Annotated in this window: 9 protein-coding genes; 1 reads left to right on the top strand and 8 read right to left on the bottom strand. The window is 69.8% G+C overall.

Going from position 1 to position 12,022, the window contains the following annotated elements; translation table 11 throughout:
* Positions 1-71 precede the first annotated feature (71 nt).
* The 3 genes from ACM9NP_RS01295 to ACM9NP_RS01285 form a co-directional block, all read right to left on the bottom strand.
* Positions 72-920 carry a class I SAM-dependent methyltransferase gene (locus ACM9NP_RS01295; RefSeq protein WP_415644676.1) on the bottom strand — a complete coding sequence of 283 codons (849 nt, stop codon included), beginning with the start codon at positions 918-920 and terminating at the stop codon, positions 72-74.
* A gap of 325 nt (positions 921-1,245) precedes the next feature.
* Positions 1,246-1,458 (bottom strand): hypothetical protein, encoded by a 213-nt coding sequence (locus ACM9NP_RS01290; protein WP_415644675.1) that lies wholly within the window; start codon positions 1,456-1,458, stop codon positions 1,246-1,248.
* Between the two features lie 168 nt (positions 1,459-1,626).
* Positions 1,627-2,136, bottom strand: coding sequence for an O-acetyl-ADP-ribose deacetylase (locus tag ACM9NP_RS01285; RefSeq protein WP_415644674.1), 510 nt, complete (start codon positions 2,134-2,136; stop codon positions 1,627-1,629).
* A 366-nt stretch (positions 2,137-2,502) separates the two neighbouring features.
* Between ACM9NP_RS01285 and ACM9NP_RS01280 the strand changes: the two genes are divergently transcribed.
* A complete protein-coding gene (locus ACM9NP_RS01280; RefSeq protein WP_415644673.1) occupies positions 2,503-3,102 on the top strand; it encodes a GrpB family protein in 600 nt (199 codons plus the stop codon).
* Between the two features lie 542 nt (positions 3,103-3,644).
* On the opposite strand, the gene ACM9NP_RS01275 is transcribed toward ACM9NP_RS01280, so the two are convergent.
* From ACM9NP_RS01275 to ACM9NP_RS01255, 5 genes are all read right to left on the bottom strand, one after another.
* On the bottom strand, positions 3,645-8,015 hold the full coding sequence (locus tag ACM9NP_RS01275) for a DEAD/DEAH box helicase (RefSeq protein ID WP_415644672.1): 4,371 nt from the start codon (positions 8,013-8,015) through the stop codon (positions 3,645-3,647).
* Positions 8,016-8,221: 206 nt separating this feature from the next.
* The gene (locus ACM9NP_RS01270; protein ID WP_415644671.1) at positions 8,222-9,259 is read right to left on the bottom strand and encodes a protein kinase family protein; all 1,038 of its coding nucleotides are present in this window, start codon (positions 9,257-9,259) and stop codon (positions 8,222-8,224) included.
* A 152-nt stretch (positions 9,260-9,411) separates the two neighbouring features.
* On the bottom strand, positions 9,412-10,644 hold the full coding sequence (locus ACM9NP_RS01265) for an endonuclease/exonuclease/phosphatase family protein (protein ID WP_415644670.1): 1,233 nt from the start codon (positions 10,642-10,644) through the stop codon (positions 9,412-9,414).
* Positions 10,645-10,688: 44 nt separating this feature from the next.
* Positions 10,689-11,345 carry a leucine efflux protein LeuE gene (leuE, locus tag ACM9NP_RS01260; protein ID WP_415644669.1) on the bottom strand — a complete coding sequence of 219 codons (657 nt, stop codon included), beginning with the start codon at positions 11,343-11,345 and terminating at the stop codon, positions 10,689-10,691.
* 44 nt (positions 11,346-11,389) lie between these two features.
* The coding region (locus tag ACM9NP_RS01255) for a pyridoxamine 5'-phosphate oxidase family protein (protein ID WP_415644668.1) at positions 11,390-12,022 on the bottom strand (633 nt) is incomplete at its 5' end.

Genomic DNA, 12,022 nt, shown 5'->3' with positions numbered 1-12,022 from the left:
CGTCGGCACCGGCCTCCACAATGGACGTCGTGGTCGGCGACCCGCACGCTCATCCGGCGCGGGCCGGAATCTCAGCCCTCCAACGGTTTCTCGCCGATGTGAATGCTCGCCGCCGCCAGGTAGAAGAGGTCGTCGCGGTGGCCCAGCCACGCGGTGTCGTCGGGATCGAGCAGGCGTTCCCATGCGGCGATGTCGTCGGCGTCGAGGAACTCACGAGCCCAACCCAACTGCTTCGCGAACTTTCCGATCACGAAGTCCAGGTCGGCGCCCTCCAACGGTGCGGGCTTGTCGACCAGGATGTTGCGGGTGCGTGTCTCGACGAGGCCCGCGTTGCGCAGCCCGACGCCCCATCCGTACGGCATCGGCTTCAGCTTCGACAGCTTGCGTCGGGCGTGCCTGTGCGTCGCCGCGTTGAGGCGTGAGTGCAGTCCGGGTTCGCCGATGCCGAGGTGCGCGGGCAGGTGCGCCGCCGTCGTCCCGCCCTCCGCGATCGCCAGGACGCCGCCTGGGGCCAGTGTCGCCGCCAAGGTGTCCAGGGCGGCCTGCTCGTCGTCGGCGTGGTGGACGGCGCCTCGCGCCCAGATCAGGTCCGGCGCACTGCCGATGACCTGCCGCAGTTTCGTCGCGCCCGTCTCGAACGTGCCCTCGACGAAGGTGATGTCGGGGTGCGCCCCCGCCGCGTCCGCGTACACCTCGGGGTGGGCGTCGACGCCCATCACCGTGACGTCCTGTCGGCGCCGACGGGCCGTGGCGGCCAACGCGATCGCCATTCCGCCGCCGCCGCAGGCGAAGTCGACGACGAGTCGATGAGCCGGATCAAGCAGCTCCTCGGCGGCCATCTCGTAGAACTCCGCGTCGCTGCGGGCGGCCTTGGACAGGTCGCGCGCTTCCTCGACCCAGTCGAACTGATCGTTGCCCATGCGTAACTTCTTTCCCTCGGGGGTTCCACTGTAAGAGGTTTGTCTCGTTATCTCAGGTCGTGCGAGGCGCGGGTCAGGGCGTCATCGGGCAAGGCGGAGAAGTTCCGGCATACCGGTGTCGTATGCCGGAGCTTCGACAACGCGGCTGGTGGTGTTCTGACGCCGCCAGAGCCGATCTGCTGGGTAGCGAGACAACCTCTAGGGCCTCGATGGATCACAATGGACGGGGGTTGGGCGATCGTGACAGCGAGGCGGTGGGGGCAGGTGTCGGACCGCATGACGAAGGGCCGAGCGGTTTCCGCCCGGCCCCTCGTGACGCGTGTGTTCAGCCGCTCTTGCGGTTGGTGAACTCCTTGTGCCCGGCGACCTTGATGTCCTTCGGGTTGAAACCGCCCCGTGTGACGCCCTCCTGGACGCCTTTGACGGTGTTCTTGCCCTTGCCGCGCTTCAGAGCGCGACGCTCGGCCCGGTTCAAGGGTTCCGGTGTCTCCTCGGTGTCGTCGTCGTTCGACATCGGGGTTTCGTGATCTTCAGTCATAAGTGTCTCCTTGAGACTGATCGGCGCGGCCGCTTCCGTTCGGATACGCCGGACGGGTAAGGAAAGGCGAGGATGGGCCGATACGGCCGGTGCTTCCGGCGAGGCCCGATGCGCTCAGATCATCAACATGACCGCAACCTTAGCAGGCGGCTCCGTGACCCGTCGATGTCATTTCTCGACGCGATCCCGAGCAAGCGCGTACGTCGTCCTGTCGAACAGGACGAGCCGGACCGTCGTCACCGGCTCCGGAGGATCGGCCAGACCCGCGAGCGCCTGCTCGATGGCGTCCTCCTTCGGCCAGGCGAAGATTCCCGACGAGATCAGCGGAAACGCGATGCTGGTGGCGCCGATCCGCGCCGCGACGGCGAGGCTGTTGCGATAACAGTCACGCAACAACGCCGAACGGTCCTCACGCGTCGTGTAGACGGGGCCGACGGTGTGAATCACCCAACGCGCGTTCAGCCGTCCCGAGCCGGAGGCGACGGCCTGTCCCGTCGGCAACCCGTCCGGGTAGGTGTTCTTGCGGATGTCCCGGCATTCGGCGAGGATCTCCGGTCCGCCCGCGGCGTGGATGGCTCCGTCGACGCCGCCGCCTCCCAACAGCGAGGAGTTCGCGGCGTTCACGATCGCGTCGACCCTTTCGGTCGTGATGTCGCCCTGCCGAACCTCGATGAGCATGGTCGTCCTCTCCGTGTGTCCGTCGTGCCAGCCAACCACAGGTCCGGGCATGAGACGGCCACCGGCGGTTGTTCCGCCGTCCGACGGCCGTTCGAGACGCGGGTCCGGGCGTCACTGGGACGGGCACCTCCAGGTCGGCGTCGTACGCAGGTGGTTCGACACCACGGCCGTCGAACCGGCGCGGGCGCTCCGGCCACCGACGTGGTGGCTTCGCGGAGTCGGTCCGCCGGGTGAGAGAGGACCCGTCATCGCCGGGGATAGTGCCCGCGACGCCGGACCGGTATGGTGCGGGGTGTCCGGCGCCACAACGGAAGCCTCTCCGCTTTCGTTGACGGACGAGGCGCCGCCGACGTGAAGGAGCCGAACGTGACGGACCGACCCGTGCCGACGGGCAAAGCCGACCGGGACTACCTCGCGGCCGTCACGGTCGGCGGGCCGCAGCCGGTGTCGCGGATCGTCGTCGTGGACTACGATCCACAATGGCCTGGTCTGTTCCAGGCGCTCGCCTCCTCGATTCGCGCGGCGCTTGGAGGAGCGGTGCTCGGCCTGGAACACGTCGGTTCGACCTCCGTGCCGGGGCTCGCGGCGAAACCGAAGATCGACATCGATCTGATCGTCGCCGATTCCTCCGACGAGGACGCGTACGTGCCGCACTTGGAACGCGCCGGATTCACACTGCGGATCCGCGAACCCGACTGGTACGAGCATCGCGTCCTGGTGCGAGAGGATCCCGACGTCAATCTGCACGTCTTCAGCCCCGGCGCCGAAGAGTTGAAGCGGCACCTGATCTTCCGAGATTGGTTGCGCGGCAACGACGACGACCGCAACCTGTACGCGTCGGTGAAGCGCCGCCTCGCCGAACGCGAGTGGGAGTACGTCGCCGACTACGCCGAGGCCAAGAACCAGGTGGTCGCGACGATACTGACTCGCGCCGGCTACATCCGCCCCGTCGGTGACCCCAGCTGACGGCTCGCCGTTTCGAGTCGTCTCGCCGATGAACACCCGCGCGCTGAAGGCCAGGCACGTTAGTGCGCGGTTCCGTTTCCGCTGCGGCGTCTTCGTGGACCCCAAGGGATCGTGTCCCAGGCTGTGGACGCCGCGTCCTCGTCGACGCGCGACCTGCGGCGTCGGCCGTCATCGCCGACGGGACGGGCTCTTCCCCGCGGTTCGTCGGGCGGCCGAACCTGACGTGGCCAGTGGGATCTCCCGGTGGCTTCTGCGGAACCGACCGCCCCGCCATCCGTGAGAAGCTCGGCATGACGATCGCGCTCGGCCCGCTCATAGGGACGTACATGGACGAGTAGGTCTTCGACGTCGAGACTTCGCCGACACTGAACATCTACCATCCGGCGCGAATCGCCGGAGGCGTCGTCCGGCCGATCGATCCGAAGTAGACCGATTCGCCGGTGTCGCCTCGACGCCCCGCCGCGTATGGCCTTCCCGCACCGGACCCGCTCATCGAGCGATCGCCCGCGTCGAACGGTGGGCGTGGGCGCCCGATCCGGCCGTCACCAGCGCAGCCCCTGCGGGGTCGCGCGAAAGCCCGCGCGGGTGAGGGCGGACGCCAGGGGACTGGTCGTAACGGGCTCGCCGTCGATGTGGGTCAGCGTCGCCGACGCGAGCGCTCCGCGTCGGGCCGCGTCCGCGAGCGCGACGGCCGCCGCCTCGGGATCACCGGAACCGAAGGTCAACAGCGTCTTCGCACCACGCTCCAGGTACCAGACGAGCTCGCCGCCGGACAGAACGACGACGGCGCCCGCCTTGCGGCCGGGCCGGTGACCGGGGTCGCCCCCGTGCGTCGGCCATGCGAGCGCCAGGCCGTACGGACTCGCCGGGTCGCAGGCGGACAGCGCGACCGTCGGCTGGTCGGCCGCGCCGCGCAGGCGGTCCACGGAGCCAGGTTCGCCGAACTGCGCCGCGCCGAGGCCGTCCACGAAGTAGCCACGTCGGGTGAGGCCGCGCTGTTCCATCGCCGCGAGCACGGGGTACAGGCCCGCGAAGCCCGACGACCGACCCGCCACCGAACCGCGCACGACTAGGCCGTCCCTGTCGAGGAGACTCGCGGCGGCCGCGTGCGCTCGCCGTGTCGGATCGGTGTCGCGCTCGGGAAGCCGGAACCAGCGACCCGCCGCCTCCGGTGGGGCCGCGCGCGTCACGCGTCCGGCCACGCCGTAGCGGCCGAGCCTGGACGGTCGGCGTCGCGACCGGGGCTCGCCGCGTTGCGGGCGGCGGTTCAGCCGTGCTCGCAACGGCGCGACGGAATCGTTGGAGGCCCAGCCCGCCCACACCAGGTCCCACAAGGCCGCAAGCAGGTCCGACTCGTCGACGGAGACCCGCTCGGTGAGGTCGCGGAAGAACGAGGCTCCGTCGAGTTCGTCGAGAACCCGTTGGTGCAGCGGCGATTCCAGGATCGTCTCATCGGGGAGGGGCAGCAGCAGGGGAGCCGTCTCGGCGTACGCGAACGAGACCCAGCCGTCGCCGCCGGGGAGAGAGCCGGTGCCCGCCCACAGCAGTTCGCCGGACGCGGTGAGCTCGTCGAGCAGCACGGGGGAGTACTCCGTGACGCGCGCCGGCAGCACCAGGGACTCTATTGCGGACACCGGCATGGCGGTGCCCTGGAGACGGTCGAAGACCTCGGCGACGGCCTCGCCTCCGCGCCCGGCCGTCCCGACGAGCTGCCACGCCGACAACAGCGCGACGTATCGGCTCGGGGGCACGGGGGCGATCTCGGCCCGCAGGGCGGCGAGGGTGCGGCGTCGCACCAACCGCAGCGTCTCGGTCGCGCACCACAGGTCCGCCTCTCCGAAGTGCCCGAAACCGACGATTCCCGACGCCGCCAATTCGCGCAATGTTGACTCTATGTGGACGGTGTTCACGCCGAAGCGGGTCGCGCAGTCGATCGTCGAGAATGGACTTCGCGTGCGGGCGTACCGCGACACCAGGTCCGCGAGCGCGTTCGGCGCGGGTGCCGTCAACGACTCGGGCAGGGAGCTCGGCAGGGTCGAGCCGACCCCGTCGCGATACCGTGTCGCGTCCTCGGCGAGGATCAGCCGATCCTCGTTCGCGATGGTCACGGTGATCGCGCGCCCTGCCGCGAGGAGCTCCCGCACGACCTCGGTGTCGACGCCCCGCTCCGCGAGTTCGTTCGGTGATTGGTCACCGATGACGCGAAGGAGCTCCGCGACGTCGTCGGCATCGGTGAGCGCCCTCCCGTCGCGCCACTGCAACCAGGCCTCGGCCTCCGCCGCGACATCGGTGTTCCAGGGCTGTTCCCCCTCTCCCAGCAGCGAATCCAGGAGCCCCGAGTTCAACGCGGCGATCTTCCGCTCCGCCATCGGCTCGTCCTCGCCGTACAGATTCGCGGCGGTGTACGTCGTCAGAATCGACTGCGCGAACACCGATGCGCGTTCCGTCGCGACGTCGTACGTCGTCACCTCCCGCGATGCCATACCCGCCATGAGCGTGCGCAGTGCCGGAATGTCGAAGTAGTCCTCCAGGCATTCGCGGGCGGCTTCCGCCGTGATCGGGAAACCGTCGAAGTCGGACGCCACCGCGAACAGCTGTGACGCCCGTTGGCGTTGCTGCCACAGTGGTTGGCGGCGTCCGATCGCCCTGCGGGGCAGCAGCAGCGCCCGTGCCGCGCATTCCCGGAACCGCGCCGAGAACAGGGGCGACGCCGCGAGTTCCTCCCGCACCACGTCGCCGATGTGGTCGGCGTCGAAGCGGACGACGTCGCCGTCGGGCGGGTGTTCCATGTCCGGAACGCGGACGACGATGCCATCGTCGGTGGCGAGCGCGTGCGCGTCGATCCCGAGCCGGCTCCGCAGGCGTGCCGCGATCGCCAGCGCCCACGGCCGGTTCACCCTGGCTCCGAGGACACAGTGGATGACGATGCGCCAGTCGCCCAGCTCGTCTCGGAAGCGCTCGACCACGATCGTGCGGTCGTCGGGCAGCCGGCCCGTCTGTTCCCGCTGTGTCGCCAGGTACGCGGCGAGATTGCCGCGCGCCCGGCCGTCGCCTGCGGTGTCGATGATGGCCTGTCCATCGTCGCGTAGGGCTCGTCCGATGGCCAGGCCGAGTTCGGCGGGTCGGCCCGGGTCCTCGCCCTTCCAGAAGGGCATTCGCGCGGCCTCGCCCGGCGCCGGGGTGACGAGGACGCGGTCGGGAGTGATGGAGTCGATCCGCCATGAGGTCGCCCCCAGTACGAACACGTCGCCCACTCGGGATTCGTACACCATCTCCTCGTCGAGCTCGCCGACGCGAGAACCCGCGCCCCCGTCGGTGAGGAAGACCCCGTACAGACCCCGGTCGGGAATCGTGCCGGCGTTGAGGACGGCGAGCTGTCGGGCGCCCTTGCGGGCCGACAGCACGTCGCGGCGTCGATCCCAGACCATCTTCGGGCGCAGCCCGGAGAAGCCCGTGGACGGGTATCTCCCCGACAGCATGTCGAGCACCGCCCCCAGGTCGTCGGCCGTCAGCGACGCGAACGGCGCCGCTCGCCGCACCAGCGCCAGCAGCTCGGCGACCTGCCAATCGTCGGTGGCGACCATCGCGATCACCTGCTGCGCCAACACGTCCAGCGGGTTGCGCGGTGGCCGCATCGGCTCCAACTCGCCCGCTCGCATGCGCTGCGCCGTCACCGCCGAACACAGCAGATCCGCCCGGTGCGTCGGCAGGACCACGCCGCGCGAGACCGCTCCGACCTGGTGCCCGGCGCGACCGACCCGTTGCAGGCCCGAAGCCGCGCTCGGCGGGGCCCCGACCTGGACGACCAGGTCGACCGCGCCCATGTCGATGCCGAGTTCCAGACTGGACGTCGCGACGACGGCGGCGAGGGTGCCGTCCTTCAGGGACTGTTCCACTTCGAGCCGCTCCAGCCGTGACATGGAGCCGTGGTGCGCCCGGGCGAGCGTCGCGGGGACCCCCGCGGACGCCTCCGACTGGGCCATGATGTGCGCTGGCGAGACCCGATCGATGCGCGGCGAACCCGCCGCCTTCTCGTTGATCCGCGCGCACAGGCGCTCCGTGAGCAGTCGCGAGTTCGCGAACACGATCGTTGAACGGTGCGTGGTTATCAAGTCGTACAGGCGATCCGTGACCGACGGCCAGATCGACGGCTGACCGTATTCGTCCACATCGGCCAGGTCCGCCATGTCGTCGACGGTCACCTCGACGGCGACCTCGATCGTCTTCGTCGACGGCGGATCGACCACCGTTACCGGTGCCGCGCCCCCGAGGAACGCCGCCGTCGCCTCGATGGGACGCACCGTCGCGGACAGGCCGACGCGTTGCGCGGGACGCCTCAGCACCGCGTCCAGGCGTTCCAGGCTCAGCGCCAGGTGCGCGCCGCGCTTTGTCCCCGACACGGCGTGCACCTCGTCGACGATGACCGTCTCCACCCCGCGCAGCGCCTCCCTCGCCGCCGAGGTCAGCAACAGGTACAACGATTCCGGGGTCGTGATGAGCACATCGGACGGTGCGCGGGAGAACGCGCGTCGTTGCTCAGCCGTCGTGTCGCCCGTGCGCATCGCCACCGACACCTCCGGCACCGACACTCCGAGCCGGGACGCGGCCTCCGTGATCCCCGCCAACGGACGCCGCAGGTTCCGGTCGACGTCGTACGCGAGGGCCTTCAGCGGGCTCACGTACAGGACTCGGCAGCGGGCCAACCGGTCCGCCGGGCGAGGCTCGTGATGCAGGCGATCCAGCGCCCACAGGAACGCGGCCAGGGTCTTGCCCGAGCCCGTCGGGGCGACCACCAGCGTGTGCTCGCCGCCCGCGATCGTTCGCCACGCTCCCGCCTGTGCCGCCGTCGGCTCGCCGAACTCCTCGGTGAACCACGCCGACGTCGCCGCGCCGAACCCGAAATCCTTGCCCATGCGCTTGAGTCTGCCGTGCCCCTGTGACAGCCGGGGCGCTTCCGGCGGCCCACGAGACGCGATCGACGGGTGCCGTCCGTCGCGGCCCCTTCGATGTGCTTGCGGCCGAACGGAACACGGCGCCGTCGAGGCGTAACGGGTTCGTCCGTGCGCCGCGCGGCGGGGGTTTCACCCACCGAGGATCGACGTCGGGCGGAGCTTCGGCGTCAGGTGAGCGCGGTGCGCGCCCAGGAACTGATGAGTTCGAGCATTGGCACGCGTTCGGCGAGGATCTGATCGGCGTCGTCGCGGGTGTCGTAGTTGGTCGACCCGACGGGCGCGTCAGTGGCGAGGCGGTGCAGCATCATCGGCGCGATCCACGCGTACTTCGCCGCGCCCGTCACGGCGATGGCGGTCCGCACCGCCCCGTCGTCTCCGTGCCAACCGGCGTCGGCGAGCCCCGCGAGGTACGCGTCCGTGACGGTCTCGATGATCTCCGGCAACAGCTTGGCGTTCACCCAGCCGTCGGCGACCGTGTCGGGGATGAGATTGCCGATGTCCTCACCGAGCGCGCCGTCCCCGACGAACGCCCAGTCGAAGAGGACCGTGTTCTCTCCGTCGGCGACGAAGTTCATCGGCCACACGTCGAGATGGCACAGTGTGCGCGGCAGGGTGGCCGCCCGATCGTGCAGCGTGGATTGCCGCCGCCACAGTTCCATGAGGCCACCGCGCAGTTCCGCCGACCAGGTTCGCGCGGCGACCGGGTGATCCCAGTCGATCGACTCCGAAAAGTCCATCGTCGCCGTGTACTGGCGGAGCCAACCCGTCGACAACCAGGGACGGTCCGGGACCGCGTCGACGTGGCGGGCCTGAGCTCTCCCGAGCTGCCGGGCGAACAAGCCCAGTCTGGGGACGCTCCACTCGAAGCCGGGGACCCCGTCGACGTCCTCGATCCAGAGGGTCGCGGCGTCGGTCTCCTCGTCGATGCGAAGCAGGCGTGGTGGTCGAAGCCCCGAATCACCGCACAGGAGTTCGGGCAGTTCGTCACGATAGGCCAGGTACTCGCGCCGCCAGTAATTCCAATGTCGAGGGTCATCGCTGGTTCGCCAGCGCGGCGGACCCGCGGTGCCGCGGACGGCCTCCTTCCGAATGGCGGTCCCATCCGGTCCGTGGACTCTCCAGATGCCGCCGGTCGCCTGATTGAGCGTGTTGTGCACCAGGGGTTCGTTGCGGAACGGTTCGCCGATGGGGGAGTGATGTCGCACGTCGGGCTCCTGTCTCGTCGCCACGGTCGTCGACGTCGTGTGGGGGCACGCCGACGCTTCCCGGGGTCGAGGGGTCCATCCACTCTAGAAGTCGAACGGGATCGGAGCAACCCGATTTCGATGGCGCATTGGCGCCAGCGGGACCGCTCGGGTCACAGGTCCAGATCGGCGGCGATCGGCAGGTGGTCCGAACCGGTGGGCTCCAAGGACCACGAGTCGACGGAGGTCAGTTCGCGGACGAGGATCTGGTCGATCCGGGCCATCGGGAACGACGCGGGCCACGTGAACCCGAAACCGGTTCCCGCCTCCGCCTGGGTCGACCCGAGCTGGTGCGTGATCGGCGCGAGGCTGCGGTCCTGCATCGTTCCGTTGAGGTCTCCCAACAGGAGCACTCGCTCCAGGCCCTCCTCCGCGATGGCGGTGCCGAGCGCCTCCGCGGTCGCGTCACGCTGCTGCGAGGTGAAACCCTCCGAACCGACGCGCACCGACGCCAGGTGCGCGACGTAGACCGCCATCGGGCCCTGTTCCGTCTCGATGGTGGCGCGCATCGCGCGGGTCCACCCGATGTTGATGTCGACCGGCGAGGAGTCGAGGATCGCCTGTCGGGAGAACAGCGCGACCGTCCCGTGCGAGACGTAGTACGGGTAGCTGTCGTCGAGGCCGTCCACGTACTGGCCCATCGCGGTCTCGGTGAGTTCCTGCAGAGCGATGACGTCCGCGTCCGCCGTGAGAAGCCGCGCGATCGTGCCGGGGATGTCGGCGTTGTCGGCGTCGACGTTGTGCGTCACCACCCGGATGTCCCCTTCGCCGCTGCTCTTGTCGGGCAGCAGGCCCACGTACATGCCCGACCACACGATGACGGGGGCGATGAGGACGATCGCGGCCGTCGCCGACCGACGCAGCAGCGCCCACACGGCGATCGGCGGGATCAGCCAACCCAGCCACGGCAGGAACGTCTCGAGGAGGCTCCCCAGGTTGCCGGGATCGTTCGGGACGGACTGGTGGAACGCGAGAATCAGCGCCAGCAGCGCCGCCGCCACGGCCGCGAGCACACCCCGCGTCCACACGCGGTGGCTGCGAGCGGGTCGAGGGGCTGCGGGTTCCCTCGGGGACGACCGACGCGGCGGCGGCCACTCCTCACGAACGGACGCCATCGGCGGGGGAGCGGTCGGGTCGGGAACGGCCGCGCGGCCCACGGCGTCCTCGAACAGGTACGGCGTCTCGGTGGCGACCGCCGCGCCGTGCGCCGTCTCGACCGGGATCGCCGCGCGACCCACCGCCTCCGGTCCGGGTACGGTGGCGCGACCGACGGCATCCCCATCCGGCGTCGGCGCTCCGTCACGTTCGGGATCGGGTAGTGGCTGCGTGTTGTCCGACGCGGTCATTCGACCATCGTAGGCGCCCGGCGCTCGCCGACCGGCCGGACCGATTACGCCAGCGACGATGTCGACAGTTTGACGGCGAAACCGATCATGACCGCTCCGACACCGCCCGTGCCGACACTCGCGGCCACGCGGCGACGCCGAAACGCGCTCGCCAGGGCGTTTCCAGAGAAGATGAGCACCGTCAGGTACGCGAGGCTGCAGACCTGCACGATCACGCCGAGAAGGAGGAAACTCGCCACCGGGTACGGGTACGCGGGATCGACGAACTGCGTGAAGAAGGCGACGAAGAACAGGATCGCCTTCGGGTTGAGCAGGCTCGCCGTGAGCGCCCGCCGGAACGGTCGTTCGAAGGAGACGAGGGTGGGCGCGTCGGCGTCGTCGCTGGGCGACTCGTGCCGGGCGCGCCACGTCTTGATCGCCGACCGGATCAGTCCGATCCCAAGGTAGACAAGGTATCCGGCGCCGATGTACTTGACGACGGAGAACGCCAGCTCGGAGGTCTTCAGCAGCGACGCCACGCCTGCCGCCGACGCGACCATGAGCACGGCGTCACCGACGAATACGCCGGTGGCGGCGCGATATCCGGAGCGCACCCCGCGCCGTGCCGAGACGGACAGCACGTACAACGAGTTCGGCCCCGGCAGCAGGATGATGAGGACGGTCGCGGCGACGTATGCCCACAGGTCGGTGACACCAAGCATGGCGTGATCCTCTCCGACGGAGTGCCCGTCGCCAAGGGCGCTTCTCACAGCGTGGGAGGCGTCCCGTGGGCATGGGGGGCGGGACGTGGCGCGCCGGGGACGAGTCGCAGGGGGATCTCCCCGGCCCAGTACGGCGACCCGATGTCGTCCGGGTCGTCGTTCGGGCCACCGCTGCGGGAGCGGACCGACACGGACTCGAGGTCAAGGGCCAGTACGGCGGTCTGCGCGAGCTCCTTTGTGGTCGGTTCGCGGGACTGTAGGGAGCGCTCCGGGGCCAGCGCGTCGACGATCGCCGCGAGGCCCGCCCATTTCTCGTCCGGTTCGGTGACGGTGCGGGCGCGACCGTGGGCGATGACACAGCGGTAGTTCGCCGAATGGTGGAACCATGATGTGGACAGGATGACGCCGTCGTGCAGGGTGACGGAGAGGCTGATGTCGAGGCCCTCGTCGCGGCCGGTGAGGAACGCCCGACTGCCGGTTGAGCCGTGGATGTAGATGGTGTGCCCGATTCGCCCGTACGCGGTCGGCAGCACCCTGGGGAGGCCGTCGGCGACGTAGGCGACGTGGCAGATGTAGCCCTCGTCGAGGATCGCGTGGACGGTGGCGTGGTCGTAGGTCAGTTTCTCGGGGCTGCGCATCGAGGTGGTCAGGGGGGACTGGGGGTAGCTGTCCACGGG

Origin of the sequence: Stackebrandtia soli, from assembly GCF_965137155.1 — a bacterium.
In the GTDB taxonomy this organism is placed as follows: domain Bacteria; phylum Actinomycetota; class Actinomycetes; order Mycobacteriales; family Micromonosporaceae; genus Stackebrandtia; species Stackebrandtia soli.
The sequence above is the reverse complement of the archived record's forward strand: the minus strand, read 5'-3'. Positions and strand labels throughout refer to the sequence as shown.

Excerpts from the sequence above, each read along its gene's own strand:
- ACM9NP_RS01295 (WP_415644676.1), bottom strand. The coding sequence starts at position 920 with ATGGGCAACGATCAGTTCGACTGGGTCGAGGAAGCGCGCGACCTGTCC.
- leuE (WP_415644669.1), bottom strand. The coding sequence starts at position 11,345 with ATGCTTGGTGTCACCGACCTGTGGGCATACGTCGCCGCGACCGTCCTC.
- ACM9NP_RS01265 (WP_415644670.1), bottom strand. The coding sequence starts at position 10,644 with ATGACCGCGTCGGACAACACGCAGCCACTACCCGATCCCGAACGTGAC.
- ACM9NP_RS01285 (WP_415644674.1), bottom strand. The coding sequence starts at position 2,136 with ATGCTCATCGAGGTTCGGCAGGGCGACATCACGACCGAAAGGGTCGAC.
- ACM9NP_RS01275 (WP_415644672.1), bottom strand. The coding sequence starts at position 8,015 with ATGGGCAAGGATTTCGGGTTCGGCGCGGCGACGTCGGCGTGGTTCACC.
- ACM9NP_RS01290 (WP_415644675.1), bottom strand. The coding sequence starts at position 1,458 with ATGACTGAAGATCACGAAACCCCGATGTCGAACGACGACGACACCGAG.